Genomic DNA, 26931 nt, shown 5'->3' on the forward strand with positions numbered 1-26931 from the left:
AACCAACCCTCCATACCGACCCCCTGGTACATTGGAAATACATAGGGCTTGGAGCCTCTTATGAAAGGATTGGACATTCGGTGAACGAGGTTAGTTGGAAGCTATTTGCGCCGCTCTCAATTGAAGGGGCTACGCTCTTGATCGAACATCAGGATTTGCCTTCCGGCATGGCCGTACGCCTGGGGGGGGTCGGGGGCGTGGTGCTCAAACCTCAGGAAGCCCAGGAACTCTTGCTCAACCTGCTCACCGGCGAATCCTGGGTGAGCAGTCGCCTGGTCTGGGCGGCCCCTCGGCTGCACATCGGGCAAAAAGGCTACAACCTGAGCGAACGGGCCAAGCTGGCCCTGATCGAAGCGCTACAGTCGCTATTGGTGGAATCCCAGGGCGTAGCGGTCAACCCCATGCCCAAGGAAACCTGGCAGCGCTCGCTCCTGGAAATCACCCAGCAACGCTTTACCAGCGTGGAGGAAGCCCTGCCCAAGCTGGGGGAGGTTCTGATTTCCCTGGGCTTCAAGGGCATCTGTTTGTGGCTACGCGACAGCAACGAACGCACCCTTAAACTGGTCGGGCAGTACCCCGAAGCCTCCCCACCCGAAGATCTCCTGCCCGAGCGACACGCCGTATATTTCCAGGTGTTGGAGCGCAACCTGCTCATTGCCGCTGACGATGCCCGCCAGGACGCCCGCATGACCGAACTGCGTGACATCCTGGTAAGCCGGGGTCTGGGCGCGGTCTTGCAGGTGGTCTTCCACGGCGAAAGTGGTCTGCGTGGGGTCATGTGGATCGAAAGCATCCAGCCCCGCAAATGGAGCAACGCCGATGAGACCCTGGCCCTGGCCCTGGCTCAGGTCATCGAGCGCATACTGCGCCCCCTTAAAGACGACCTCAAAATCCAGACCCCTGAGCGCAAGTCGCTGGCGGTTAAGCGCAGCGAGTTTGAACTCAACCTGGCCCAAGCCCTCTCGCTGGCCCAGCGGCACGGGCGCTCACTGGCCCTTATGCGCATCCGAATCGAGGGCATGAACAAGGCCCAGACCGAGCAGGCCGCCCGCGAAATTGCCTATACCCTGCGCCAGAGCGACTCACTCGCGTACCTGGGCGACCAGGGTTTTGCCCTGCTGCTTTCCGAGGTGCGCTGGACGGCGGGGGCCAGCCGGGTGGCCCATCGCTTGCTGGGCCGCCTGCGGGCCGCACTGTCAGGCCTGAAGGTGGGCATTGGCATCGCCATGTTTCCCCAGGACGCCACCTCGGTGGAGGGGCTGTGGAATCAAGCCGAACAAGCCTGCCAGAAGGCCCTCGAGACCGGCGGCGGCATCCGCCTCCTGACCCCCGGCGCCACCGAGCTACAAGAGGCCCTCTCGCAAGACGGCCTGACCCTGCACTTCCAGCCGGTTTTCAACCTGAGCGACCTCGAGCTCGTAGCCGTGGAGGCCCTGGCCCGCTGGCCCAAACCCAAGGGGCTGCACCAGGCCGGCGAGTTTCTGCCCCTGGCCGAGCAGGTCGGTCTGATGAGCGCCCAGGATCGCTGGGCCCTCGACAAGGTGCTCGACCAGGCCGCCCTCTGGAAGCCCTCCGGGGTCAACGCCCGCTTCAGCGTGAACATCTCCTCTGAAACCCTGATAGACCCCAACTTCCCCACCGTGTTACAGGAGATGTTCTCAGCTAAGCGCCTGCCCACCGACATCATCATCCTCGAGCTGCGTGAGGAGGCCATTCTGAGCGACCTCGAGACCGCCAGCCGCAGCCTCGAGATCCTCAAGCACCTGGGGGTCTCTATCGCCCTCGACAACTTTGGCACCAACCCCCTCCCGCTCACCCAGCTCAAACGCCTGCCGCTGGACTGGATCAAGCTCAACCCGGCCTTATCGGCCTCGGAAAACGCCCCGCTGGCTAAAGCGGCCATTGACATGGTGCACGCTGTCGGCACTAAAGCAGTCGCTAAGGGCTTAGAAGAGCAGTCCCAGCTCACCCGCATGAAGGAGCTCGGCGCCGACTACGGCCAGGGCCATATCCTGGGCTGGCCCGTCCCCGCCGAGGATCTGGGGGCCCTGCTGGTGTGGGGCATTGGTACCTGATATCTGCTACCATTGACGTTGTGACCGAAGGTGCGGTGCTGGTGCTGCGGCTGCTGCTATGGCTGCTGCCCGGCCTCCTGATGTTTCTGGCCGTGCGCGGTTTTCTGGCCGGGCGCCGCCGCGTGGCCCTGGGCCTGTTGATAGGTGGGGTGTTGGCCGCCCTGCTGGTCAAGCCCTTTGCGGTAGGTTTTGCCTTTTGGGTGATCGGTGGCCTGGCCGGACTGGGCGGGGGACGCAACCCCAAATATGCCCGCGAGCTGCGCGAGCGTATCGAAGAACAGCAAAGGCGTTAAGGTCGCGAATTTGACTTTTCTCCCCATAAATCTTGCCAAAAGCCCAAAGCCGAAGGCCGATAGCACCTACCGTTGCTCCGAGGCCCAAAGGTGATCGGGCGCCCGACCTGGACATGAGGGCACGCTATACTGATACCAGATTCGGTCAGTTCGGCGCCAAAGTGTGACGAACTAACAGGGCCGAAGTCATCCGCGTAGCGGAGGGCGTAAGCCCCTTTGGAAGGGAGCCGCTTTTTTCGCCGACCGACAGGGAGGGGTGTGCTCCAGGATTCAAAAAGACAGCCTCTGGTGTTTTTGGTTTTGTAAAGTGTCTTTTTGAATCCGGTATAAAGCGTTATGGCACTGCAAGACAAAACCTCGCTGCTTTCCCTGCCCATCGAGGCGCTTCCGGGCGAGGGCTACCGCCGACAGCAACTAGCGGGCTGGCTCTACGATAAAGGTGCCCGCCAGTGGGACGAGATGACCGACCTGCCCCGGGCCCTCCGCAGCGAGTGGGCCGAGCGCTTCCGCATCTCGGAGTTTGCCGAGGTAATGCCCTACCCAAGCCAGGACGGCTCGGTAAAGTACCTTTATACCCTGCTCGACGGTCAGAAAACCGAGGCCGTCTATATGCCCTACCAAAACCGCAAGACCCTCTGCATTTCCAGCATGGTGGGCTGCCCGGCAGGCTGCACCTTCTGCGCGACCGGCAGGATGGGCTTTGGGCGCAACCTTACGGCGGCGGAGATCGTGGACCAGATTTTGTTCACCGCTCACCACCAGGGCCACGCCCCCCGCGAAATTCGCAATGTGGTGCTGATGGGCATGGGCGAGCCGCTTCTGAACGTGGATAACGTGTTTGCCGCCATCGGGCGAATGCTGCACCCCCAGGGGCTGGCCATGAGCCCGCGCCGCATTACCCTTTCCACCGTGGGGATTCCGCGGGGTATCTACAAACTGGCCGAGTCGGGGCTGGGGGTGCGCCTGGCCCTATCGCTCCACGCCCCCGACGACGAAACCCGTCAGCAGATCATCCCCACCGCACACCGCTACCGCATCGCCGAAATTATGGACGCCGTGCGGCACTACTACGCCCAGACCGGCCGACGGGTCACGCTGGAATACACCCTGCTGCGGGGCGTCAACGACCACGACTGGCAGGCCCGTGCGCTGGGGGGGCTCTTCAAAGGCCTCAGCGTACACATGAACCTGATTCCCTGGAACCCCTGGGAGGGCGCCCCCCACCAGGGCACCCCCAAAGCGCAGATTCTCAAGTTTGCGGCTACCTTGGAGCAGCAGGGCATCCCTACCTCGGTGCGCTGGAGCCGGGGGCGGGATGTAGGAGCCGCCTGTGGGCAACTCACCCTGCAACAACCTGCCTGAAATATGCCGCAAGTCGCATATCGCAGGCCCACCTGCTTCGAGCTTTTTGACACCTCGAGCGAAGCTTGAAAAGAGCCAATCCCAGGTTTATACCAGATTCGGTTAGTTCGTCACTGTTTAGTGACGAACTAACCCGACTGAAAGGAGTGCTCTAGGATTCAAAAAGATAGCCTCTGGACTTTTTGATTTGAATGACTATCTTTTTGAATCCGGTATTACTCCCCTAACGGCTTTCAGGCAAAACCCATACAATGGGCGGCGGTATGAACCGAAACTTCATTCTTATTGCCGTTGCAGTGCTGGCCCTGCTGGGTGTGGGTGCGTATCTGCTTTTGGGGCAACGCTCCGGTGGTCAGGCCAGCGTGGGCAACGGCACCCTATGCACCAACCAGCCCCCTGCCGCCACCGGCCTCTCCAACGAGGGCATTACCGCCCTGCGCATCGAAGACCTCAAGGAAGGCAGCGGCCCCCAGGCCATCACCTCCAACACCGTGCGCATGCAGTACATTGGGCGTTTGGTGGACGGCAAGCAGTTTGACACCTCCTGCCAGCCGGGCCGCACCCCCTTCGAGTTCACCCTGGGGGCCGGTCAGGTAATCCCGGGTTGGGACTCGGGCATTGTGGGGATGCGTGTGGGCGGTCAGCGCCGTCTGATTATCCCCGCCAACCTGGCCTATGGCGACCGCAGCCCCAGCCCGGACATTCCGCCCAACTCGGCCCTGATTTTTGACGTGGAGCTGCTGGAAATCAAGTAGCCGAGGCCTTTAGCAAGCCGGGCTGACCCCCCGTTCGCAAAAGACGCAAGTATACTTGGAGGATGGGTCGGCACCCCTTGGGTGCGAACCTGGGACGGTCTCTAGGCTTGTGGGGAAGGATGAGTCCATGAGGTTTGTGGTGCTAAGTGGGCAAAGCGGTGCAGGCCTGACCTCGGCCCGGATGGCCCTGGAAGACCTGGGCTATTTTTCGGTGGATAATCTGCCGCCCCAGCTCTGGGGGGACCTGCTCAAAACTGTAGAGGCTCGAGGCATCCACAAGGTGGTGGTGGTGCTGGACATCCGGGCCCGCGACCTGCTGGGTGAGGTAGAAACAGTACTGAGCCAGCTCAAGCCCTTTATTATCTACCTCGAGGCCAAGTCGGACATCCTGCTCAAGCGCTACAACCTTTCGCGCCGTCTCCACCCCCTGGGTATGGGCAACCTGCTGCGCGAAATTGATGAAGAGCGCCTGGCCCTGGCCCCCCTGCGCGACCGGGCCGACCTGGTGATCGACACCTCCGAGCGCACCCCCCGCCAGCTCAAAGAGGCCCTCGAGGCTGCTCTGGGCGAAGAAGAAAGCTTTCTGCTGCGGATTTTCTCCTTCGGCTTCAAGTGGGGCCCCCCGCAGGACGCCGACCTGGTGCTGGATGTGCGCTCCCTGCCCAACCCGCACTACGACCCGGTGCTCAAATCGCGTCCCGGTACCGATCTCGAGGTAGCCGCTTATGTCTTCGCCGATAAAAAGAACGAGCCCTTCTACCGTTCATTGCTGGCTACCATTGGGCTTTCGGCGGATGGTGCGCGCCAGAGCGGGCGGGCCGCTTACACGGTGGCCATCGGTTGTACAGGGGGCCAGCACCGCAGTGTGGCGGTCGCCGAACGGCTGGCCCAGGAACTCTCCGGGCGCTTTCGAGTGGAGCTAGAGCACCGTGACCTGGAAAAAGCCATGTTTGCCTGAGCGAGGCTGGCAAGGATGATCTGGAACAAAGCCAAACGCCCCAACCTGCGTACGCTTACCCAGGGTCTGCGAACCAACCCTGCCGATGACCGTTTCCTCAGTACCCTGCGCTGGCTACTGCCGGGCATGCGGGTCAAGCGGTATGCGTTGCTGGCCGCCCTGGGGATGTTGTGTATGTTCACAGGGGTGGTGCATCTCTCCTGGCAAACCTCGTTCTTGCCCTGGTTTTTGCAAACTACGCGTTGGGCTGGTTACTTTTCCATCCCACTATGGATCTCGGGCGGCCTGTGGCTGTTGGGTGGCCTGATTCTGTTCTTGACCGGTCTGCGCTGGATGAACCGCAGCATGCTCTCGGCCATTACCGACCCCGGCTCGGTCTCCAAGCAGGTCTACATCCGCAGGAAGCTCGAGGCGGGCCCCCGCATCGTGGCCCTGGGCGGTGGAACGGGGCTTTCACGGGTGTTACGCGGCCTCAAGATGGAAACCGCCAACATTACCGCGGTGGTTGCTGTCACCGACGACGGAGGGTCTACCGGCCGCCTGCGGGTTTCGTTTGGGGTGCCGGCGGTAGGCGACCTGGTCGACTGTCTGGCGGCCCTTTCCGACACCGAAGGGCTACCCGAATTGATGGAGTACCGTTTCCAACGTGGCGATGAACTCAAGGGCCACACCTTCGGCAACCTGATGCTGGTCTCGCTCTCCGAACTCAACAACGACTTTGCCAAGGCCATGCGCCAGGCCAACCAGGTGCTAAGACTCCGCGGAGCGGTCTGGCCCGCTACCTTCGAGACCGCCCGGCTCTGGGCCGAGCGCGAAGATGGCACCCGGGTCCAAGGGGAAACTGCTCTGCGCGAAAAATCCGGCCGCATCCGCAAGGTTGGGCTGGCCCCCATCGGGGTAGCGGCCATGCCCGAAGCTGTCCATGCCCTGCGAAAAGCCGATATGATTGTGCTGGGGCCGGGCAGCCTTTATTCCAGCGTCATTCCTAGCTTTTTGCCCAGGGGCATCCAGGTCGCCATCCAGCAGTCCCCGGCCAGGCTGGTTTACATTGTCAACATCATGAGCGAGCGGGGCGAGACCGAAGGCATGGATGCCCACGACCATTTTCAGGCCGTAGTGCAACACCTGGGCCGCCAACCCAACGTGGTGCTGGTTAACAACGCCCGCATTCCCGAGAACCTGCTCAAGCGCTACCGGGCCGAGGGCCAGACGCCGGTACGCTTCAACCCCAAGCGCTTCGAGGGCCTAGGGGTGCAGATTGTGGCCGAAGACTTTTTGGAGCCCGGCTTTGCCCAGCACGACCCCACTCGTCTGGTCAAGGCCCTGTTGTCCTTACGGTAGTCATGATAATCGCATGGGAAGCGTATCTATCTGCCCTTGATAGAGCGTCAAGGACAAGGTAGGGTATCACCTTGTGAGCCGCTCGAGGTTCACAGGCTGTCTATATTTACCTACATCGCTGGCATAGTTGGGTATTGCAGGGAAACCCATCCGCCATGATCCCTCTTCTCTTCTCCGATCCGGTAGGCGACGACTACGGCCTGGGCTATGTCTACCCGCGTACAGCACTCTTTGCTGAAGCCGGTTTTGCCGACCTGACCGGTTTTGAAGCCCTTCGCAATGGGGATAAGGTGGTTCTACGGGTCAGGCTCCACCGCTATCCCAATCCCAGCAACGCCCCTCATGGTTTTTCTCTGGCTACCATTGGAATATACATTCACACCGATGCGGGCGGCAACGAAGAGCTCCCTGGCGCAGGCTTCAAAACCCCCGCCGGACAAGGTTGGAACCGGGCCTACCTGCTCACCGGTTGGAAGGCCGAAGAGTACCAACCAGGTGGAACCGTGCAGGCCGTACCGGTTGTTAAGAATGGCGATTGGCTCGAGCTCTCCCCCAATCTGCCTCCAGGGGACTATGGCTACTACGTAGCAGTGGGACTCTACGACCCCTTCACCCCCTGGCACTTTCGCCCGGTCCGCCCCGGAGGGGGCACATGGACAATCGATGGCCCGGCAGGTGCGCCCGCCGCCGTGGATGTGCTCTCGCAAAGCCAGATCCAGGCTTATCAACGTGGCGTCTTACCGCCCGTGCGTGCTATCCAGAACCGCATTCCCTGGGCCGTTCTGAGCGCTGCAATGGGGGTGCTTTTTATTTTGCTGGCCTTTCGCTTCCCACGAAGATGAAGCCAGAGTCAGGGGGTCAATGGTCTGAAGCCGATGGTTAATTGTCTATAGTCCATTGCCGATAGTCGCATCTCTGTAGTAACTCCACCAGAACAGCACACGCTGAAGACGCGGGTTGCACAATGGCAAAGCCGCTCCACGGCTGCGCCATATGGCACTTGGTACAGCCCACTTCAGGAAAACCCTAGCCCTTACCCAGACATTCCAAAGAGGTGTACCCTGAGCTATGCGCGACCTTCTGCTGCGGTTGGTGCTCAATACCCTGGCCTTATGGATCGTGACCCAACTCTATGGGGGCATTTATTTTGCCAGAGGAAGCGGTCTGGGGGATTATCTGCTGGCTGGGCTGATTTTTGGCCTAGCCAACGCCCTGCTCAAACCCATTCTGCTGCTACTTACCCTGCCGTTCAACATTCTGACCCTGGGTTTATTTACCCTGGTCGTTAACGCGGTAATTTTGTTGGTTGTGGCCAGTCTGACCCCGCTGGATGTGCGTGGGTTTGGCGGCGCGCTGATTGGAGCCCTCCTGCTCTCGGTTATCAGCTTTGGGCTCAACTTGCTCATTGGCCCCTCCGATCGGCGCAGGGCAGGGTGAGCAAGCGCAATAAGAGAGGGCAGGGCTTTTGTCTAGCTGCCTCTCCAACGCTTCAGCGTGAGCCGGTGATGTAGCTCTCCAACTCGGCAATCATGAACTCCTGCTGGGTCATGATGGCCTTGACCACATCTCCAATGGAAACCACGCCAACTAGTTTTCCGTCCTCAATCACCGGAAGGTGGCGCACGCGGTTACCGGTCATCAGGTTCATGCAGTCGGCCACGGTGGCATCCGGGGTAACGGTAATGAGGTCGTCGGTCATGACCTCGCCAACCAGGGTGTCTTTGGAAATGCGGCCCATCAGGATGATCTTGCGGGCGTAATCGCGCTCGGAGAAGATGCCCACCAGTTGGTTGCCGTTCATCACCATGAGGGCACCCACATCATAAGCAGCCATGCGCCCAAGCGCCTCAAAAACCGTGGCGTCCGCTGGGATTGCATGCACCATATTGCCCTTGGCCTGGAGCAATTGCCGTACCGTGCTGGTCATCCCACACCTCCCAAAAGCTGTCTATATAGACTGGGCTATAGAACCCAGGTCAGGTTCAGCGGGGCAAAAAAACACAACCACATCTGCCCTATCGTCTCTGAACGTTAGGGGTATTTTACCCTGTTCGTCCCATAATCCAAATAGTGACCTACGAGCCCCCGCGCACCGCTCTATCGAGGTCGGGTCTGGCTTCGCGCACCGCCAGCGAGAGGGTCAGGGCCGGAATCAGCAACAATCCCAGCACACTCAAGCTCTCCAGCACCCCAAAGCGCTCAATGATGGGCCCCACCGCCCCGTAGAGTAGCCCGGCGAACCCCCAGGTGAAGCCCATCAAAAGCCCCGAGACCGTAGCCATCTGGCGCGGTTCATGCTCCTGGGCCATCGTGACCGCCACTGGCACGCCCGCGTTCATCAGGGCGCCCGTAACGGCCAGCAAGGCCACGTAAAACCAGTTTTCTGGAGGCACCACCAGCAAGGCGATGTAAAGGGGAATTGCAAAAAGCATGGTGCCTACCAGCACGTTGCGCCGACCCAGCCGATCCGACAAGGTTCCACCCAAAAAAGCGCCAACGGTGGCTGAAATGCTGTAGATAGAAAGCGTCAGGGCCACCTGAGCATCGGAGATACCCCGCTGAGCAAACCAGAAGGGGATGGTGGTCGAAAAGCTCATAAACACAATGCTGCGGAGGGTCGAGACCGCCCACAAACGGGCCACATGGCCGCGAAACACCCGCTGCAAGTCACTAAAGCTCGAGGGTTTGGTTTGCAGCCTTGTGGGGGGTGCCTGGCGCAGCAGCAAAAAAGCAGGCACCAGGGCCAGGGGAATGAACCAGGCCAGGGTTTGCAATCCCCCCTGGTTTACTGCGGTGAGCGAGACGATGGGGCCCAGCGAGATGCCCACGTAGCCCCCCGTGCCAAAGAAGCTCATCCAGAAACCGCGCCGGGCCGGGTCGGCATACTGCCCTACCAGGGCGGCCCCCGCCGAGTGAAACAAAGCCGAACCCAGCCCCGACAAGGCCAGCACCACCCCCGCCACCCAGAGGTTGGGGAAAAACCCCAGCAGCCCACCCCCCAAAGCCATTAACAATGGCCCCAATGCAGCCAAAACGCGGCGATCATAGCGGTCAGCCACCAGCCCGGCCAGGGGTTGCAGTAAGCTGCCGGTGAGGGATTGCAAGGCCACCAAAAGCGAAACCGCCCCGTAGCTCACGCCAAAAGCCGTCTGCAGTTTGGGCAGCAGTGGGGTCAGAAATGCACCGAATAAGTCGTTGGTGGCGTGAAGCCAGGAGAGCAAAAAGGGCAGCACCCCATGAGCATACGCTGACCGGCGGGTCAGGAAAAGCGACCTGAGAATCAAAGACCTCCAGGTGTACCATCACAGGTCGCACGCCCCAGGTCTTGGGTCAAAAATTGGCTCAGGGCTGAGGTTTGTACGCTCGAGCGAGGCTCTGGGCCAGGGTCAATCAAACCGTGAGACAGCTCAGGTGTTGACCACTGTGCATTGAACATGCTGCTTATTTTTAGCTATCAGCCACCGACCATGAGCTTTCGTCCCGTTTCAGGTTGCCTGTCTCAGATTGTCCAGCACCTCCCAGTCCCCCGGTTCCACCCCATACAGCAGGGCCAGATAGTAGCTGGCCCAGGCCACGCGGTACCAGTAGCACAGGGCTTTAGCCAGGGTGCCTTCGGCTTCGGGCTCGGGGAGTTCGATCAGGGTGTCTACACGGTTTTCCAGAATTTCCTGGGCGTAGCGCTTGCGCTCATCATCGCCTACCAGCACGGCGGCGATGGGGTCGCCTTGCTCGTGGCGGGCCTCGAGGCCTGTTAGGAAAAACTCCAGGGACGAGGGCGGGGGGGTGAAGGATAGACTCTTACCAATACGGCTAAAAATTTGCTGTAAAGCCGCTGCTAGACCCGGATAACGGTCGGGTACCACCCACATGGGCGTGCGCTCCAGCAAAGAGTAAGCCAGAAACTTGGCCGGGTTTTTGCTCAAGCTTACCTCCGGGCGCAGGCGCTCACGCTCCAGGAGCAAGGCCTGGTCTATGCGGGCTAGCTCGGCTTGCTGACCCGTGGCCAGCAACAAAAAACGCAGGTAACGGTAGGTGGAAAGGGGGTGAGCCAGTATCTCCACCTCGACGTTTTCCCTAAAACCCAGGCGCACAATCTCTGCCCCGCTCACCGAGGCATACAGGCCCGCGCCGACAGCGCCGCCGAAATCGTAGCCGCCCTCGAGCACAAACTGTGTGCCCGTGGCAGTGAGCTCCTGGGCAAAGTCTTGTGCAAGCTGCGCTGCCCACCAACCCTCCCCAAACCCCACCACCCCATAAGGCGGCGCATAGCGCACCTGGGGAACTGGCCCGCTGCCCACCAAATCGCGTAAATCAAAGGCCAGGCCCAGGCGGTCGGCCAGGTAGGTTTCCTGTGAATCGAGGTCGCGCATTCACTTTAGTTTACCGGCCTGTCAAACCACAAAAGGGTTTACCGGGCTTGACCCCGCCGATCAAAACAGTTGCAAATCTCGAGCCCAGAAGGCAGCCTGCCAGCCTACACAAATACAGGCCATCGAACATAGGTCGGCCGAGAGACAGCGAGGACAACATTTTACGCTTCACCGGCAAATAAGGTAGCCTGAACCTCGCATGTCGCCCTGGGCCGTCCTCACCGCCGCCATGACCGCCGGAACTGCGGTTTCGCTCATCGGACAGGCCTACCCCACCCTGGCCCCTTTCATCCGTGCCGATCTGGGGCTTTCCCTGGCGGCTGTGGGCCTGCTCAATACCTTTATCTACATCGGCACCATGCTGGGCTCGCTACCCTCGGGCTGGCTCACCGACAAGCTCGGCAGCCGCACGGTGATGATTGCCGGAACCCTGATAGGGGCCGGTCTGGCGGTTGCTGTTGCGGTGTTGGCCCGATCCCAGTGGGTGTTCATTCCACTTTTGTTCCTGGTCGGGTTGGTAGTCGCCTCAGCTACCCCAGCAGGAGCACAAGCGGTCGCCCAATCGTTTCCACCGGAGCGGCGCGGGCTGGTGATTGGGTTGCGTCAGATGGCCGTTCCCCTGGGGGGCGCGCTGGCCGCTGCCATCCTGCCCGCCGTCGCCCATTTCGCCGGCTGGCGCTGGGCTTCGGTGGTGGCAGCTCTACTAGCAGTTATGGCAGCTCTGGTTGCAGCTCGACTCTACTACGAAAGCCTGCCCGCCAAAGCTCCGCCCAGGGGCGCCCACCCTGTGCTCACCCAGGTGCTGCGCGAACGCAACATCCTGCTGGCGGGCATCGCGGGCGTCACCCTGCCCACCGGGCAGTTTGTGATGATTACCTACCTGATTTTGTTCCTCAAGGAGCGGTATGGGGTTCCCGAACTCACCGGAGCCATCCTGCTAACCGCAGCCCAGTTTGCCGGCGCTTTTAGTCGGGTGTTCTGGTCGTGGTTATCGGACAAAATGGGCGGGCAGCGCAAACCCTTGTTGGTGATGATGGTGGGGCTGGCCGGCCTCTTTGCGCTGGTGCTGGCCTGGCTCCCATCCGGCACACCCCTGCTGCTAAAAGCCCTGATTGTGGTGCTGTACGGCGCCACCGCCCTGGGCTGGCAAGGGCTGCATTTTTCACTCTTGACCGAACTCTCTCCCCCTGGCTGGGAGGGCCGTGTGGTAGGGTTCGGCCTGATTTTTACCTCGATTGGCATCGCCTCCGCGCCCCCCCTGTTTGGCTTGCTGGTAGATTTCAGCAACAACTACGCCCTGGGCTGGATTGCCCAGGCAACCGTTTTTGGGATTGGGGCTTTGTTACTCTCCAACATTGAGGAACGACCCCGCCCCCAAGTCTAAGTGCGCCCACATTAGATTTTTGCGGTGACGGTCTCGGCGAAAGAAGTGGCCGGTGTTTAAAGCGGCGCGGCTTATGGGCTCCCCTTTTCGGGTAGAGCAAATTCCTAACGTTGTCGTACTTAGTAGAAGGTGCGCACGCATTCACAACTTCCAGGGCAGGATAGACGGCTGATTGGAGCGGCCTACCGAACCTTTAACAATTCGGCCAGTTGGGCATACAAGCGTTCTTCTTCAGGGCTTGGGCTGGTTGGAATGGTGATGCGAATTTCGGCGTACTGGTCTCCCCGGCTTTTGTCCTTGCGGGGCCAGCCCTTGCCCGCCAGGCGCAGCTTGCGCCCAGCCTGGGTACGTTTAGGAATGGTCATTTCGACAGGGCCATCCAGGGTCTGTACCCGCACCTTACCCCCTACCACTGCAATGGGGGCCGGCACATCCACGAACGTGTAAATATCGTCGCCTTCCAGGCGCATCTCCGGTCTGGACTGCAGTTTGATGTGAAGGTACAGATCGCCCCCGGCGCGGCCCTTGCCGGCCAGGCGAATTTTCTGGCCTTCCCGCACCCCAGGCGGAATGCGCACGGTAATACGCTCGGGGCCTATGGAGATGGTTTTTTCGCCACCTCGGTAGGCCTCCTCCAGGGCCAGGGAGAGTTCGGCTTCTAAATCGCCTCCCACCCGGCGCGGGCCCTGGCGGGTAGCCTCTCCAAACAAGTCGAATCCGCCGCTGCGCCCGGCAAAGTTACCAAAAAGCTGCTGGAAGAAGTCGGAAAAATCACCCACATTTCCGCTAAAGCCCCCAAACCCGCCCTGTTCTGTTGGGGGGCCTTGCCAGTGTCCGCTACCGGCAGCTGTACCGTAGGTATCGTAGAACTTGCGCTTTTCCGGGTCGGACAAGACCGTGTAGGCTTCGTTGATTTCCTTAAACTTATCCTCGGCCCCGGGCTCTTTGCTCACGTCAGGGTGGTATTTGCGGGCCAGCTTCTTGAACGCCTTCTTGATTTCGTCTTCGGAGGCGTTTTTAGTGACCCCGAGAATTTTGTAGTAATCCTTGTAGGCCATAGCAAGCTAAGAGTCGAGCGAAGAGGACAGAGGGCCTTAGTTCTTCTCGCTCTCTGCACTTTGCTCGCTGCTCCCTGCCTCCTTTACTCCGTTTCCCACCACCACCCGTGCAGGCCGCACCAGCAAGTCGCCATACCTGAAGCCCTGCTGGTACACGTGCATTACCTTGCCTTCCTCGCCTTCGACTGCACCGATGGCCTCGTGATAGCGCGGGTCAAACTCGGCCCCCACACCCGGCACGCCCTCCACCCCCAGGCTTTTCAGGTTGCGGGTAAAGTTTTCCAGAACGGTCTTGACACCGGGAATCAGATCTTCTGGTTTAACACTGGCAAAACCCAGGGCCCGCTCGAGGTCGTCCAGCGTTCCCAAAAGCGAGCGCACTGCATCGAATTTGCCGTTGCGCTGGGCGGCTTCGAGTTCTTGTGCCATGCGCTTCTTGTAGTTTTCAAAGTCGGCATAAAGGCGCAGGAACTTGTTTTTGGAGGCCTCGAGCTCCGCCTTCAAAAACTCCACCTCGCCGCGCAAGCGCTCCAGCTCCGGCAGTTCGTTGGAGGCCTCTGATATCTCCGGGGCAGGCGATTCGGCCACGGTTTCTTTATTCTCCATACACACCTCAAAATAACCCAGAGGCTGAGGGGCCAGGGCCCCCCAACCCAGCGCGTTCAGTCCGCAGGCTTGTAGTCCGCATCAATCACATCGTCCGACTTGGGGGTGCTGCTCGAGGCTTGCGCGCTAGAGGCGGCAGCGCCCTGTTCGTAGGCTTGCAAGGCCGCCAGCAGCTCCTCGGTCGCACTGCGAAGATCGGCATCGGAGCCGTCGCTATCGACCAGGCTCTTGGCCTTGCTCACAGCAGCTTCCAGCCGGCTCTTGGCTTCCGGTGTGCTTTCCTTTTCGGTCATCACCCGCTCGGCCTGGATGCGGGCGGTGTCGAGGTTGTTCTTGAGGTCGGCGTGTTCCTTACGCTTGCGGTCGGCTTCGGCGTTGGCCTCGGCTTCCTTCACCATGCGGTCGATTTCCTGCTCGGAAAGGGTGGTGGTGTTCTGGATGGTGATGGAGGCTTCCTTACCGGTGGACTTTTCCTTGGCCGTGGCGTGCAGGATGCCGTTGGCGTCAATGTCGAAGGTGACTTCGATTTGAGGCATACCCGCTGGCATGGGCGGGATACCGTCCAGACGGAAGCGGCCCAGGCTCTTGTTGTCGGCGGCCATGGGGCGCTCGCCCTGCAGCACATGAATCTCCACCGAGGGCTGGTTGTGCTCGGCGGTGGTGAAGATCTCCGACTTACGGGTGGGCACGGTGGTGTTGCGTGGAATCAAGACCGTGCAAACCCCACCCTTGGTCTCTACCCCCAGCGAGAGCGGGGTCACGTCCAGAAGAACTACGTCTTCTACATGACCGGTCAGCACCCCGGCCTGCACGGCCGCCCCCAGGGCCACCACCTCGTCGGGGTTGACGCTGCGGTTGGGTTCTTTGCCCAGCATTTCCTTCACAATCTGCTGCACTGCCGGGACACGGGTCGAGCCCCCCACCAGGAGCACCTCATCAATCTGGCTGGCGTTCAAACCCGCATCGCGCAGGGCTTGCTCCACGGGGCCCCGAATCTTCTTGAGGAGGGGCTGGATGAGTTCTTCAAACTTGGCCCGGGTCAGCTTGCGCTCCAGGTGTAAGGGGGTTTTGGAAACCGGATCCAGACCGATGAAGGGCAGGCTGATGGTGGTCTCGCTGACCGCCGAGAGCTCGATTTTGGCCTTTTCGGCGGCCTCGATCAGGCGTTGCAGGGCCTGGCGGTCGGCTTTCAAGTCTACGCCGCCCGACTCTTTCTTGAACTCCTCAGCCAGCCAGTTCACAATGGCGTGGTCGAAGTCGGAGCCGCCCAGGTGGGTATCGCCGGCGGTGGCCTTCACCTCGAAGACCCCCTCGCCAATCTCGAGCACCGTCACGTCGAAGGTACCCCCGCCCAGGTCGAAGACCAGCACGGTCTCGTGGCCCTTTTTGTCCAGGCCATAGGCCAGCGCGGCAGCCGTGGGCTCGTTGACGATGCGCAAGACCTCGAGGCCCGCAATTTTCCCGGCGTTGGCCGTGGCCTCGCGCTGGGAGTTGTTGAAGTAAGCCGGCACGGTAATGACGGCCTTGGTAATCTTTTCGCCCAGCTTCTTGCTGGCATCGTCTACCAGCTTGCGCAGCACCATGGCCGAGATTTCCTCAGGGGTGTAGAGCTTGCCCTGGATATCTACCCGCACCCCGCCATCGGGGCCCTTGACAACCTTGTAGGGTACGCGTTTGACCTCATCCTGCACCTCGTCCCAGCTACGCCCAATGAAGCGCTTGATCTCGAACACGGTGCCCTCGGCGTTCAGCACGGCTTGCCGCCGTGCCACCCGGCCTACGAGCTGGTCGCTGCCCTTGTACGCCACCACGCTGGGGGTGGTGCGCTCGCCTTCGGCGTTTTCCAGCACTACGGGCGTCCCGCCTTCCATGATGGCGATAACGCTGTTGGTTGTTCCTAAGTCAATTCCTACGGCTTTTGCCATATATCCTCCGCTAGCCGCACTAAGCACGGCTCACTAATCCATAGGATAGCTTTTGCATACAGATGTGTCAATAGACTTGAGTGAAGCATTATCAAGTTTGAAGCTTGAATATAGCCTGGTGCACCGAGTACCTGCCAGTGAAGCTCAGGTGCTGGCCGTGCGACATTCCTGGCACAACCTCGAGCCATAAAACCTCAAGCACATCGCCTAAACCATTCCACTCGAGTTGAGCAAGAGGGAGTAGGTGAAGGTGGCCGGTATCAGGCAAAGTTTTGACCCTGAAAAAAATGCTCGATTCGACCCAAGCCTCTATATGAGCTTTCCCTCAGTCGGTATGCAAGGGATGTTGCTGCCCTCAGTTTCAAGGTACGTTTGACTACCTTTGTCGCCCGAGTAGGGTGTAACTTAAGGGGACAATGAACCGTTTGCCGTTCAACCTTTGGTTTATCTTGTTCGCTGCTATTCTGATTGCCTGGGCCTTTAGCCTGACCTCCAATCAGCAGCCCACCAATCAGGTGGCCTACACCACCTTTCTCAATGAAATTGACCAGGGCCGTGTAGCCAAAATTGCGGTGGATGGACGGCAGCTAAACGTAACCCGCCGGGAAGATAGCGACCAGTACGTCACGTATGCTCCCAGCCCCATAGACACCACGACCATCCGCGAGTGGGGCGACAAGAAAATTCAGGTCGAAATTGCTCCTCCCAGGCGGGATAACCCCTTGCTGGGCTTCTTGATACCGCTGCTTTTGGTTGGTCTGCTGGTGGCTATCTTTTTCTTTTTCTCCCGCAACCGAGGCCCCTCAGGCGATAACGCCTTCAGCTTTACCAAGAGCCGGGCCAAGGTGCTGACCGAAGCCCCCAAAACCAACTTCAAGGACGTGGCGGGTTGCGAGGAAGCCAAGGAGGAGCTCAAGGAGATTGTGGAGTTCCTCAAGGCTCCAGCCCGCTTCCACGAGATGGGCGCCCGCATTCCCAAAGGGGTGCTGCTGGTAGGGCCGCCCGGCTCGGGCAAGACCCATATCGCGCGGGCTGTAGCGGGCGAGGCCAAGGTGCCTTTTATTGCTGCTTCGGGCTCGGACTTTGTGGAGATGTTCGTGGGGGTGGGGGCGGCCCGGGTACGCGACCTGTTCGAGACCGCCAAGCGCCATGCACCCTGCATCATCTTTATTGATGAGATTGATGCGGTAGGCCGCCGTCGCGGGGGCGGGGTAGGCGGTGGCAACGACGAGCGCGAGCAGACCCTGAACCAACTGCTGGTAGAGCTCGACGGTTTTGAGAAAGAGACCAGCATCATTATCATGGCGGCCACCAACCGCCCCGATGTACTTGACCCGGCCCTGCTACGCCCGGGCCGTTTTGACCGGCAGGTTGCCATTGACGCACCTGATGTAAAAGGTCGTGAACAGATCCTCAAAATTCACGCCAAGGGCAAGCCGCTGGCCGAAGACGTGGACCTGGCCCTGCTGGCCAAGCGCACCCCGGGCTTTGTGGGGGCCGACCTGGAAAACCTGCTCAACGAAGCGGCCCTGCTGGCCGCTCGCGACAGCCGCAAGAAAATCACCATGAAAGACCTGGAAGAAGCCGCCGACCGGGTCATTATGGGGCCGGCCAAAAAGAGCATGGTGATTACTCAAAAGGATCGCGAGGTAACCGCCTACCACGAGGCCGGGCACGCCCTGGCCGCACACTTCCTGGAGCATGCCGACAATGTGCATAAGGTGACCATTGTGCCGCGTGGGCGGGCCATGGGCTTCATGATGCCCAGCCGCCAGGACACCCTGCACTGGAGCAAGAAGCGCCTGACCGACCAGATTGCTGTTGCTTTGGCGGGTCGCGCGGCCGAAGAGCTGGTGTTTGACGATGTAACCACCGGGGCTGAGAACGACTTCCGCCAGGCCACCGACCTAGCCCGGCGCATGATTACCGAGTGGGGTATGCACCCCGACTTCGGTACGGTGGCCTACCAGGTGCGCGAGGACACCTATCTGGGCGGCTACGACACCCGCCAGTACTCCGAAGACACCGCCAAACGCATTGATGAAGCCGTACAGAAACTGTTGCAGGAACAGCACGACAAGGTTTTAAATCTGCTAACCGAGAAGAGAGATGTGCTGGAGCGCGTCACACAGGCACTCCTCGAGCGCGAGACCCTGAATGCCGAGGAGTTTGTGCGGGTGGTGGAGGGCGAGGCCCTGGAGAGCCTCGAGCCCCCCAGCGAACCGCCCAAGGACAAGGAAGAAAAAGAGCCCCCGCGCATCGTGCCCAAGATCAAACCCAACCTGGGTGGCGCTTGAACCCAGAGTCCTCTGTTCGTTGTCGCCCTGGTTTGTTGCCACGCTATAACGCTGTGGCGCCATGAACCGGGAGCGATAGGGTAGCGAAGCCGGGTTTTCGGAGGGTCTTCATTCCGGTAAGCTAACTAAATGCGGCTGTACTGGGAACAACCTTACACCAGCGAGTTCGAGGCCCGGGTGGTGCGGGCCTGGAGCGAGGGTGGAAAGCACTATGCAGTGCTGGATCAGACCCTCTTCTACCCCACCGCTGGGGGCCAGGCCTGCGATACCGGCACCCTGGACGGGGTGGCGGTGGTGGCGGTGCTCGAGGACGCCAAGACCACCGGCCAGGTGATTCACCGGCTGGAAAGCCCCCTCTCCGAGGGGCAAACCGTGGTGGGCAAACTCGACTGGGCCCGCCGCTACCGGCACATGCAGCGCCACACAGCCGAACACATGCTGGGGCAGGCATTTTTGCGGGCTGCTGGTTGGAACGTGGTAGCGGTCAACATGCATAGCCCGGTCTGCACCATGGACTTCGACGGCGAACCCGACGAGGCCATCATTCGGCGGGCCGAGGCCCTGGCCAACTGGGCGGTGTATGCCAACACGGCGGTTCGCACATTCTTTACAGACGGCTCGGAAGTCGAGGCCCTGGGCCTACGGCGCAACCCCAAGGTAACGGGCACCATCCGGGTGGTGGAAATTGAGCACTGGGACAAGGTGGCCTGCGGTGGCCTGCACGTGGCCCGCACTGGCGAAGCGGGCCCCATCAAAATCACCAGGCTCGAGCGCTACAAAGGCGGTACGCGCATCTACTTTGTGGCAGGCTGGGAGGCTCTGGAGCTTTTTGATCAGGAACACCGCCTGCTCGCGCGGCTGGGCGAGAAGTTTAGCTCGGGGCTTTTGGAGCTGGAAAAACCCATCGAGAACATGCGCAGCGAGTGGTACCGGGTACGGGCCGAAAACAGCGCCCTCAAGGACGAGCTGGCCGAACGCCTTATGCGCGACCTGCTGGCCGAGTTCCCCGGCCTGACCATTGCGGCAAAGGTTCCCAACACAGTGCTGGACATGGTGGGCAAGCGCCTGGCCGAGTGGCCGGGGGTGCTGGCTCTGCTGCTTGCCGAGGCCGAGGACAAAACCCGCTATGTACTGCTCAAGCATCCGAGCCGCAGCGAGGACTTACAGGCCCTCTGGGAGGCTGTGCTTAAGCCCCTGGGCGCCAGAGGTGGGGGGGCCTTGGTCAAGCTGGGGGTGCTGCCCCTGGCAGCTCTACACAAGGCCCTGGAGGGCTTCCAGAAATACCTCTCCAGCCATTCGTGAATTAGGATTCCAGGCTCACTCTAGGCATCATCCGGCGGAGCGGCTCCGGCAGCCACCAGTTCCACCGACCCGCCAGTACCAGCACCGAGGGCACCAGCACCAGCCGCACCAGGGTGGCATCCAGCAAGACCGCCACCGCCAGACCCAGGCCGATGGTCTTGTTGGCCACCACCTGCCCAAACACAAAGGCCGAGAAGACAATAATCATGATCAGGGCCGCACTGGTGATCACCCCGGCGGTTCGCTCCAGGGCATAGCGCACCGCCTGGGGGGTGTCCAGCCCGGCCAGGTGGGCCTCCTGGACGCGGGAGAGCAAAAAGATTTCGTAGTCCATCGAGAGGCCAAAGATCACCGCAAAGAGCAGGATGGGGAGTGAGCTATCGATGCCCCCCACATCGGTGGGCGCCCCCACCAGTCCGGCAGCAAAACCCTCCTGGAAGATCAGGGTGATCAGGCCGTAGGCTGCCCCCACCGTGAGGGTGTTCATCAGGATGGACTTGAGGGGAATCAAGAGGCTGCGGAAGGCCACGGCCAGCAAAAGAAAAGTAGCCACAAAGACCGTCCCGATGGCTGCTGGCATGGCCCCCACCAGGGCCTGGGTGAACTCCATGGAGCCCACCGGCGCACCGCCCAGCAGCACCCGCTCGAAGCCCGCGTTCCGGGCTTCCTGCTTGAGCCTGGCGTACCACTCGGGGATGCGGGGGGCCTGTACGGCATCGCGGGGAATCACCGTCAGGCGCAGGTAGCGGCGGTTCTGGCTCACGTACTGGTTGGAGAGGCCCACCAGCTCGGCAAAGCCGCCCTGGCCCGAGAGCCGCCCGGCCAAAAAAGGCGAAACCACCAGCCGCACCTCGGGCCAGGCTGAAAGGCGCTGCTCGAGGTCGCGCCAGCGGGCCCGGTTCTCCGGGGTGAAGCCTTCTTCTCCCAGATCCAGGAGGACTTCAAAAGCGTCCAGGGTGCCCCCGAGCCCCATCTGTCGGATGAGCTCGAGGCCCTTGCGCGACTCCACATTCGGGCCGAGTCCAAAAGCCCCGGTGTAGCCCAGCTTCATCTGGGTGGCCGGCCAGGCCAAAGCCAGAAGCAGCCCGGCTACCCCAAACGCCCACATCCAGGGACGCAGCATCACGCCCTGGGCCCAGCGGCCCCAGAAGGGGCTCACCTGGCCGCTGCTGGTGGGTTTGAAGACCAGGCGACGCGGGGAATTCACCCGCTCACCCAAAAGCGAGAGAATAGCCGGCAGCAGGGTAATCGAGGCCAGTACCGTCAGGGCAATGGACATCACCCCACCCACCCCCATCGAGCGGATGAAGGTCAGGTCGGGCACCAACATGGCCCCCATGGCAATGGCCACCACCAGCCCGCTCGAGGCCACCGTCCGCCCGGCGGTCTGGGTGGTGATGGCTGCCGCCGTCCGCGCCGAACGCCCCGCGGCCAGCTCTTCGCGGAAGCGGTTGACCATCAGCAAGGCATAGTCAATCCCCGCCCCCAGCGAAAGCATGGTAATCACCGAAAGGGCAAAGCTACTCACCTCGCCCAAATACGTAAGGAAAAACAAGCCGGCCAGGCCGGTGGTGATGGCCACCACCCCCACCATCAGGGGCAGGCCGGTGGCCACCAGGGCCCCAAAGGCCAGCAAGAGCACCAGCCCGGTCAGGGGCAGGGCCATCAGTTCGCTGCGTTTGACATCGGCTTCCAGCAGGTGCAAAAAGTCTTTGGTGACAGCAGTGGCCCCGGTCACGTAAAAGCGAATCTCAGGGGTCTGAGCTGCACGGGCCGCGCGCCGCAGGGCTTCAATCACGGCCTCGCCGTTCTCGAGGCGGGTATCCAGCAAGGTAGCGGTAATCTTCCCGTCGGAACCCTGTTGCTGCAAGGGGCTAGGTGCATCGTAGCGGTGGAGGCGCACCACACCCTCGAGGCCCTCGATGTTGGCAATGAGTTGATTGTAGATCTCCCGAAACCGGGGGTCGCTTTCGGGCAGGCTGGATTCACTCACCAGCACCGTGCGATCTGTCGAGGGCAGAGCAAAGTCCTCGACAAGTAGTTGCAACACCCTCTGGGCCTCGCTGTTTTTTACATCGCTGGCGTTGGCCGCCAGACGCCCTGGAACCATGCGAGCTGCCGGAATAGCCAGCAAAACCACCAAGAGCCAAACAAAAATAACCTGTAGCGGATATCGCGTCACAAAGCGGCCAAGGCGAACAAACATAAATCAGGACAACCCCAAACTTGCTCAATATGCTCCTTCCTTCACAAGAAGACAAGAGCCGATGCCGCAATTGGGCCCTCCTATGCCTGTTGCCGCAAGATCTACCCTTATACCAAATCCACATGAACCCCCTGCCTTCTCCCCGGTGGGAGAAGGTGGCGACACCCCGACCGCGCTATTTACAAACAGCGATAGGAACACGATTAACTGCACCTGAGGTGTCGCCGGATGAGGGGGCTGGAGACGACCCTCAAAGCTAACTGTTCAAGCAAAGTTGGTATTACCACCAAAGCGGATTCTTGAGCTATCCGGACAGAACCCTGATAGGAGCCTGTAGCATGCTTTTTAGCGCATAAAGAAGCATACTATCAACAAGATGGACTTTTTAATTGCAGCGCTCTTACTTGGCCTGGTGGTTTATTTCCTCTTTCGGGTGCTGAGGGGGTTACTGCCCGCTCGTCTGTGGGCCCGCTTCCGCATTAGGGGAATGCGCCTGGTGCCCCGCAAAGTAACCGAGAAATGCACCGTCTGTAAGGAGGTGCTCAACCCGGCTGAAGTGGCCGCCCTGCGCCAGGGCCGGCGCAAATGTCCCGAAATGGCCCGCTGCCCTTACCAGCGCAGCCGTTGGCTGAACTGATGGCAAACCTCATACATGGTAAAGCCGGTGGCCGATAGCCTCTTAGCTGAATAGCCAAACAACTTCATGGCTCTGGATCCTCAGCCACACGGATAACGCCTCCCTAAGGGCTTTTACTGCTGTACCTCTAAACGTTAGTGTAATGGTAGCTTTGGAGGGATTGACAGCGCTACACCCACTTCGCATTCGCCAAAATCTAGCCTGCCTTCAGCGCTGTCGCTATAAAGTGGAGTTGGGTTTGCAGACTTGCATTCAAAGGAATCTATGGGAATCGGGAAAATAACATGGGTTTTATTAAGTTGGTGGATTCTACTGGCGGGGGCCGCTGCTGCCGAAGTCAGAAACCCCTCACGGTACGTGTTTGTGGTAGATGTTTCGGCCTCGATGGTTGGGCGGGAGGATGGGCGCACGGTGATCTTTCCGCAGGTGCAACGCGAGTTGATGCGCTTTGCCGAACGGTTCACCGACGAAATCGAGATACACCTGGTGCCCTTTAGCAAGGAGCCCCTGAGCGTTACCCGGTTCGTGCTGCCGCGCGAGCGCGAGGAGATGTTGCGCCACATTCGCAGCCTGCGGGCTGAGGGCAGTTCCAGCCATATCTTTGGGAGCCTGAAGCGGGTCTATAGCGAGCTATGCGACGAACCTCGAGCCTTCTTTCTCTTTACCGATGGTCTGGACAACTCGGCAGAACCCGCCCAGATGCCGGAGCTACGGAGCCAATGTCCCCTCAGCCTGGTGGCAATAGGAGCGCTACCCAAAGGCTTTTCCGACGCCTGGACTGGGTTTCGGCAGAATAGCCTGGCCGACGAATCCTCGAGGTGGCCCCAGACCAACCCTCCTGCACCAGAAAGGATGGCCTCGAGCGAAAAAAGGGCCCCGACCGAAGCATCCGGTACGCCTGCTCCAGGAGACCCGCCCTCCAGCGCAGAGCCTGTCCAGGCTGGCGTACAAAAGGAATACGGCGAAGAACCAAGCCCAGAGCCCACCCCAGCTACTGCACCGGCCAACCCTGGAACCAGCCCAGCCCCGCCCCAGCCCCGCCCCATACCACCCACACCCCAGGCCCAGCCGCGCCCAAAACCTGCAGTACCGGCCCCACCTCCGGCCGTGTCCACCCCATCGGCCCCACCTCCGGCTGTGTCCACCCCATCGGCCCGACCTCCGGCAGCGCCGTCCCAGCCCAGGCCAGCCCCAACGCCGGTTCCCAGGCAACCTGCGGAACCGACCAGGCCCCCACCCAGCGCTCCTCCTGCGTTAGTACCCCCTGCCACACCGGCCAAACCCACCCCACCCCCCACAGCAGTACCTACCCCTCCGCCCCCCGCAGCCCAACCCCCGCCACCCAAACCTGCCCAGTACCGGCTGCGAGCGGTGGGATCACCCAGCCTGGTGGACGGGGCAGTGGTGGTGGTGTACCGCCTTGAGGGTAGCCCCGAAGCCACCCTGCCCCTCGAGCTCAGCCTGAAGGAAGTACCCCCCAACCTGCGGGCGCGCTACAATAACTACCCAGAAGCCATTTCTTTGCGCCCCGGGGAGCGGTTCGAGCTGCGCGTTTCCAATCCGAGCACACAAGAAGCCGTCCTCGAGACGGTCTTCAAAGTGGAAGGTGCTCCTGGCGCTCTGGTCGAGCTTCCCCCAGTCCTGCGACTAACGGTGCCCCCCCTTGGGGTCTCGCGGGGCTGGCCCGTCTGGGGGTGGGCTTTGATGGGGCTGCTGGGGGTGATGCTCCTGGCGGGGCTTGGCCAGATGTGGGGTCGCCTGCGCCAAAGGGCCCAGACCACCCTGCGGGCCGGGCCGACGAGCACGGGACGGGGTTTGAGCTATGGGCCATCCGAGGGAGGCGAGGTGCGGGTGTTACACCCTCCGACCACGCCCAGCCTGATCAGTCTGGATTTTTTTGGCGCAGCCCCAGAGCAGCGGCGCAAATACCTCCCGACCATGATGGGCGAGTACGACCTGGGAGAGGCTATAGGGGACCCGGCCCTCGAGCGCCTGCGGGTGCACCCCAGGCCGGAGGGGCTCGAGATTCTCCACATTCCCGGACACCTGTGCTTGTACCTCGAGGCCAGAGAAACCCTCCATCCAGGTCAGATCGTGGCATCGGGTCACACGCTTTACATCTCCGACCTCAGCGGGAGCGCTATCGGCCTTCTAAGCGTGCAAAAAATGTGATTGCCTCTCACCATTACGACCCCACGCGGTGCGGCGTGATATACACGGCACAGCAAAAAGCGCTGTACCGATGCAAGCACTACTGGTGCAAGCACTACTGGTGCAAGCACTACTGGTAGAAGCACTGGGTATTCGCGGTAGGCCACTCTGGCTGGGGTTTGTTTGAATAGATGGCATGAAAATCCAGGTGGAGGTTATCCACCTGGATGGTAGCCGCTCGATTAAGAAACCGGGGTTACGGCCGCAGTGTCTTCCTCGCCGGTACGGATGCGGTAGACCTTTTCCACCGGCAGCACAAAAATTTTGCCGTCCCCTACCTCGCCAGTGCGCGCACCGGCCAGAATGGCCCGCACGGTAGGCTCGACAAAGTGGTCGGAAACACCGATTTCCAGGCGCACCTTTTCCGAGAGTTCCATCTTAACGGTAGTACCCCGGTAGGTCTCGACCCGCTCGGTCTCGCCGCCATGACCCTGCACCCGGCTGATCGAAAGGCCCCGCACCTCGGCTTTGAAAAGCGCCTCTAACACATCGTTGAGCTTCTCCGTCCGAACGATGGCTACAATCAGTTTCATGGCAGTTCTCCCTAATCGGTGCCGCCCACGGCCTTGGGTCTGGCCACCGGCATGGCAGCTTCGCTCTTGACCAGGATGGCGCCTTCGCCGCTGGTGTAGGCTTCTTCGCCGTGCTGGGTGATGTCCATACCCACCCCCTCTTCCTTGACTGCGGCCTTAAGCGGGGTAATGGCCCCCACCAGTTTTAGCAGCAGAAAGGTCATGGCGCCGCTGTAGACCACAGCAATCAGCACCGCAAAGGCCTGAATCAGCACCTGAGCCGGATTGCCCGCAATTAGGCCGTCGAACAAGCCGTTCACCGCCTTCTGGGCAAATACCCCGGTCAGAAGAGCGCCGGTGATACCGCCCACCCCGTGCGCAGCAAACACATCAAGCGAGTCGTCCAGGCTGCTCCTGGCCCGCCACAGCAGCACATAGTAGCTAGGGAAAGCCCCAATTGCACCCATCACCAGGGCAAATAAGGGCGAGACAAAAGCAGCAGCCGGGGTGATCACTACTAGACCCACCACAATCGCGGTGGCCAGCCCCACAGCGGTTACCCGGCCCGTGCGCATTAGGTCAATCAGAGACCAGACCACAATGGTGGCCGCCGGAGCCAGGATGGTGTTGGTCAGGGCCAGCCCTGCGGTTGCACTAGCCGCCCAGGCGCTACCCGCATTGAAGCCAAACCAGCCAAACCAGAGCAGAGCCGCCCCCAGCAGCACAAAGGGCACATTGTGGGGCAGGATGGCCTGCCGCCCGAAATCCTTGCGAGCTCCCAACACCAGGGCTGCTACTAAAGCGGCAATCCCGGAGTTGATGTGTACCACTGTGCCGCCGGCAAAGTCCCAGGCCCCCAGATCGGCCAGGAAGCCGCCCCCCCAGACCCACTTGGCGATGGGGGCATACACAAAGAGGCCCCAGAGGGTGATGAATAGCAAAAAGGCCGGGAAGCGCATCCGCTCCACCACCGCCCCCGAGACCAGCGCAGCGGTGATGATAGCAAAGGTGCCCTGGAAGATCATCCAGAGCATGTGGGGAATGGTTATGGAGGCAATGGCTCCTTTGTTCTCCATACCCACGTTATTCAGGAACAAGTAGCGCAGGTCGCCAATAAAGTTGCCATCGCCCGAGAGGGCCAGCGTGTAGCCCAACAAGGCCCAGGCCACCGCCACAAAACCGAGCGCCGAGAAGCTCATCATCATGGTGTTGAGAGCGTTTTTGGAGCGCACCAGCCCCCCATAGAAGAAGGCCAGCGCTGGGGTCATCAAGAGCACCAGACCTGTAGCCACCAGCATCCACGCGGTGTCGGCTGCGCTGAACTCAGGGTCTTCGGCAAAAGCCAGGCCCATTAGCGTGGCCCCCAAGAATATCGGTAGTCGAAGGTTTTTCATCAACCTTTCACCTCCTGGGCAAGAGACTACCCAAGGTTTTACATATTGTCAATTGTGTTTGTAACAAATGTACATAAATTTGATGACATTTATCCAAACATATGGGAAAAAATATCGAATGCTGGCGTGAATTTTACTTTTTGCTGCTTCAACGCAGTACAATTTGATTAGGTTATTACCGAACAGCAGGCAAATGGTATGTTTTAAACCTTCATTACAGATTCCTGGAGCAGGAACGGCGTGGC

General features: G+C 60.7%; 22 protein-coding genes. 13 read left to right on the forward strand and 9 right to left on the reverse strand.

The annotated features are described in order from the left end of the window. Positions 1-80 precede the first annotated feature (80 nt). The 8 genes from Q0X23_RS05195 to Q0X23_RS05230 all read left to right on the forward strand — a co-directional run bounded on the left by Q0X23_RS05195 (position 81) and on the right by Q0X23_RS05230 (position 8221). The gene (locus Q0X23_RS05195) at positions 81-2075 is read left to right on the forward strand and encodes a GGDEF domain-containing phosphodiesterase (RefSeq protein ID WP_297859309.1); all 1995 of its coding nucleotides are present in this window, start codon (positions 81-83) and stop codon (positions 2073-2075) included. Between the two features lie 20 nt (positions 2076-2095). Next, entirely contained in the window at positions 2096-2368 is a 273-nt protein-coding gene (locus Q0X23_RS05200; RefSeq protein WP_297859310.1) for a hypothetical protein, read from the forward strand. A 336-nt stretch (positions 2369-2704) separates the two neighbouring features. Further along, on the forward strand, positions 2705-3730 hold the full coding sequence (gene rlmN, locus Q0X23_RS05205; RefSeq protein WP_297859311.1) for a 23S rRNA (adenine(2503)-C(2))-methyltransferase RlmN: 1026 nt from the start codon (positions 2705-2707) through the stop codon (positions 3728-3730). A gap of 263 nt (positions 3731-3993) precedes the next feature. After that, entirely contained in the window at positions 3994-4485 is a 492-nt protein-coding gene (locus Q0X23_RS05210) for an FKBP-type peptidyl-prolyl cis-trans isomerase (RefSeq protein ID WP_297859312.1), read from the forward strand. Between the two features lie 127 nt (positions 4486-4612). Next, positions 4613-5443 (forward strand): RNase adapter RapZ, encoded by an 831-nt coding sequence (rapZ, locus tag Q0X23_RS05215; RefSeq protein ID WP_297859313.1) that lies wholly within the window; start codon positions 4613-4615, stop codon positions 5441-5443. Between the two features lie 15 nt (positions 5444-5458). Beyond that, positions 5459-6784: a gluconeogenesis factor YvcK family protein gene (yvcK, locus tag Q0X23_RS05220; RefSeq protein WP_297859314.1), complete on the forward strand. Its 1326-nt coding sequence runs from the start codon at positions 5459-5461 to the stop codon at positions 6782-6784. 155 nt (positions 6785-6939) lie between these two features. After that, positions 6940-7626, forward strand: a complete 687-nt coding sequence (locus tag Q0X23_RS05225; RefSeq protein WP_297859315.1) for a glucodextranase DOMON-like domain-containing protein — start codon at positions 6940-6942, stop codon at positions 7624-7626. Positions 7627-7852: 226 nt separating this feature from the next. Next, positions 7853-8221 carry a phage holin family protein gene (locus Q0X23_RS05230; protein WP_297859316.1) on the forward strand — a complete coding sequence of 123 codons (369 nt, stop codon included), beginning with the start codon at positions 7853-7855 and terminating at the stop codon, positions 8219-8221. A gap of 52 nt (positions 8222-8273) precedes the next feature. On the opposite strand, the gene Q0X23_RS05235 is transcribed toward Q0X23_RS05230, so the two are convergent. The 3 genes from Q0X23_RS05235 to Q0X23_RS05245 form a co-directional block, all read right to left on the reverse strand. Beyond that, positions 8274-8711 carry a CBS domain-containing protein gene (locus tag Q0X23_RS05235; RefSeq protein WP_297859317.1) on the reverse strand — a complete coding sequence of 146 codons (438 nt, stop codon included), beginning with the start codon at positions 8709-8711 and terminating at the stop codon, positions 8274-8276. Positions 8712-8859: 148 nt separating this feature from the next. Beyond that, positions 8860-10017, reverse strand: a complete 1158-nt coding sequence (locus tag Q0X23_RS05240) for an MFS transporter (protein WP_297861171.1) — start codon at positions 10015-10017, stop codon at positions 8860-8862. 252 nt (positions 10018-10269) lie between these two features. Next, complete coding sequence (locus Q0X23_RS05245) at positions 10270-11154, reverse strand: SIS domain-containing protein (RefSeq protein ID WP_297859318.1); 885 nt, start codon at positions 11152-11154, stop codon at positions 10270-10272. Positions 11155-11353: 199 nt separating this feature from the next. On the opposite strand from Q0X23_RS05245, the gene Q0X23_RS05250 reads away from it, so the two are divergent. After that, positions 11354-12538 (forward strand): MFS transporter, encoded by a 1185-nt coding sequence (locus Q0X23_RS05250; protein ID WP_297859319.1) that lies wholly within the window; start codon positions 11354-11356, stop codon positions 12536-12538. 182 nt (positions 12539-12720) lie between these two features. On the opposite strand, the gene Q0X23_RS05255 is transcribed toward Q0X23_RS05250, so the two are convergent. From Q0X23_RS05255 to dnaK, 3 genes are read right to left on the reverse strand one after another with little or no spacing between them, the layout of a single operon-like run. Continuing rightward, a complete protein-coding gene (locus Q0X23_RS05255) occupies positions 12721-13596 on the reverse strand; it encodes a DnaJ C-terminal domain-containing protein (RefSeq protein ID WP_297859320.1) in 876 nt (291 codons plus the stop codon). A gap of 36 nt (positions 13597-13632) precedes the next feature. Continuing rightward, a complete protein-coding gene (locus Q0X23_RS05260; RefSeq protein ID WP_297859321.1) occupies positions 13633-14202 on the reverse strand; it encodes a nucleotide exchange factor GrpE in 570 nt (189 codons plus the stop codon). A gap of 56 nt (positions 14203-14258) precedes the next feature. After that, positions 14259-16127: a molecular chaperone DnaK gene (dnaK, locus tag Q0X23_RS05265; RefSeq protein WP_297859322.1), complete on the reverse strand. Its 1869-nt coding sequence runs from the start codon at positions 16125-16127 to the stop codon at positions 14259-14261. Between the two features lie 416 nt (positions 16128-16543). Between dnaK and ftsH the strand changes: the two genes are divergently transcribed. Both ftsH and Q0X23_RS05275 read left to right on the forward strand, forming a co-directional pair. Further along, on the forward strand, positions 16544-18424 hold the full coding sequence (gene ftsH, locus Q0X23_RS05270) for an ATP-dependent zinc metalloprotease FtsH (RefSeq protein WP_297859323.1): 1881 nt from the start codon (positions 16544-16546) through the stop codon (positions 18422-18424). A 129-nt stretch (positions 18425-18553) separates the two neighbouring features. Then, complete coding sequence (locus tag Q0X23_RS05275; protein WP_297859324.1) at positions 18554-19726, forward strand: alanyl-tRNA editing protein; 1173 nt, start codon at positions 18554-18556, stop codon at positions 19724-19726. 1 nt (position 19727) lies between these two features. On the opposite strand, the gene Q0X23_RS05280 is transcribed toward Q0X23_RS05275, so the two are convergent. Next, the gene (locus tag Q0X23_RS05280) at positions 19728-21932 is read right to left on the reverse strand and encodes an MMPL family transporter (protein ID WP_297859325.1); all 2205 of its coding nucleotides are present in this window, start codon (positions 21930-21932) and stop codon (positions 19728-19730) included. A gap of 376 nt (positions 21933-22308) precedes the next feature. Between Q0X23_RS05280 and Q0X23_RS05285 the strand changes: the two genes are divergently transcribed. Both Q0X23_RS05285 and Q0X23_RS05290 read left to right on the forward strand, forming a co-directional pair. Next, a complete protein-coding gene (locus tag Q0X23_RS05285) occupies positions 22309-22569 on the forward strand; it encodes a hypothetical protein (protein ID WP_297859326.1) in 261 nt (86 codons plus the stop codon). Positions 22570-22833: 264 nt separating this feature from the next. Then, positions 22834-24741 (forward strand): VWA domain-containing protein, encoded by a 1908-nt coding sequence (locus Q0X23_RS05290; protein ID WP_297859327.1) that lies wholly within the window; start codon positions 22834-22836, stop codon positions 24739-24741. Between the two features lie 221 nt (positions 24742-24962). On the opposite strand, the gene Q0X23_RS05295 is transcribed toward Q0X23_RS05290, so the two are convergent. Together Q0X23_RS05295 and Q0X23_RS05300 are read right to left on the reverse strand one after the other, a co-directional pair. Next, a complete protein-coding gene (locus Q0X23_RS05295) occupies positions 24963-25313 on the reverse strand; it encodes a P-II family nitrogen regulator (protein WP_119342316.1) in 351 nt (116 codons plus the stop codon). An 11-nt stretch (positions 25314-25324) separates the two neighbouring features. Next, a complete protein-coding gene (locus Q0X23_RS05300) occupies positions 25325-26686 on the reverse strand; it encodes an ammonium transporter (protein ID WP_297859328.1) in 1362 nt (453 codons plus the stop codon). Positions 26687-26931 lie beyond the last annotated feature (245 nt).

The sequence above is a fragment of the Meiothermus sp. genome (genome assembly GCF_026004115.1).
In the GTDB taxonomy this organism is placed as follows: Bacteria; Deinococcota; Deinococci; order Deinococcales; family Thermaceae; genus Meiothermus.

Coding starts and splice junctions, on each gene's coding strand:
- rlmN (WP_297859311.1), top strand. CDS start 2,705: ATGGCACTGCAAGACAAAACCTCGCTGCTTTCCCTGCCCATCGAGGCG.
- Q0X23_RS05210 (WP_297859312.1), top strand. CDS start 3,994: ATGAACCGAAACTTCATTCTTATTGCCGTTGCAGTGCTGGCCCTGCTG.
- rapZ (WP_297859313.1), top strand. CDS start 4,613: ATGAGGTTTGTGGTGCTAAGTGGGCAAAGCGGTGCAGGCCTGACCTCG.
- yvcK (WP_297859314.1), top strand. CDS start 5,459: ATGATCTGGAACAAAGCCAAACGCCCCAACCTGCGTACGCTTACCCAG.
- Q0X23_RS05225 (WP_297859315.1), top strand. CDS start 6,940: ATGATCCCTCTTCTCTTCTCCGATCCGGTAGGCGACGACTACGGCCTG.
- Q0X23_RS05230 (WP_297859316.1), top strand. CDS start 7,853: ATGCGCGACCTTCTGCTGCGGTTGGTGCTCAATACCCTGGCCTTATGG.
- Q0X23_RS05235 (WP_297859317.1), bottom strand. CDS start 8,711: ATGACCAGCACGGTACGGCAATTGCTCCAGGCCAAGGGCAATATGGTG.
- Q0X23_RS05245 (WP_297859318.1), bottom strand. CDS start 11,154: ATGCGCGACCTCGATTCACAGGAAACCTACCTGGCCGACCGCCTGGGC.
- Q0X23_RS05250 (WP_297859319.1), top strand. CDS start 11,354: ATGTCGCCCTGGGCCGTCCTCACCGCCGCCATGACCGCCGGAACTGCG.
- Q0X23_RS05255 (WP_297859320.1), bottom strand. CDS start 13,596: ATGGCCTACAAGGATTACTACAAAATTCTCGGGGTCACTAAAAACGCC.
- Q0X23_RS05260 (WP_297859321.1), bottom strand. CDS start 14,202: ATGGAGAATAAAGAAACCGTGGCCGAATCGCCTGCCCCGGAGATATCA.
- dnaK (WP_297859322.1), bottom strand. CDS start 16,127: ATGGCAAAAGCCGTAGGAATTGACTTAGGAACAACCAACAGCGTTATC.
- ftsH (WP_297859323.1), top strand. CDS start 16,544: ATGAACCGTTTGCCGTTCAACCTTTGGTTTATCTTGTTCGCTGCTATT.
- Q0X23_RS05275 (WP_297859324.1), top strand. CDS start 18,554: ATGCGGCTGTACTGGGAACAACCTTACACCAGCGAGTTCGAGGCCCGG.
- Q0X23_RS05280 (WP_297859325.1), bottom strand. CDS start 21,932: ATGTTTGTTCGCCTTGGCCGCTTTGTGACGCGATATCCGCTACAGGTT.
- Q0X23_RS05285 (WP_297859326.1), top strand. CDS start 22,309: ATGGACTTTTTAATTGCAGCGCTCTTACTTGGCCTGGTGGTTTATTTC.
- Q0X23_RS05290 (WP_297859327.1), top strand. CDS start 22,834: ATGGGAATCGGGAAAATAACATGGGTTTTATTAAGTTGGTGGATTCTA.
- Q0X23_RS05295 (WP_119342316.1), bottom strand. CDS start 25,313: ATGAAACTGATTGTAGCCATCGTTCGGACGGAGAAGCTCAACGATGTG.
- Q0X23_RS05300 (WP_297859328.1), bottom strand. CDS start 26,686: ATGAAAAACCTTCGACTACCGATATTCTTGGGGGCCACGCTAATGGGC.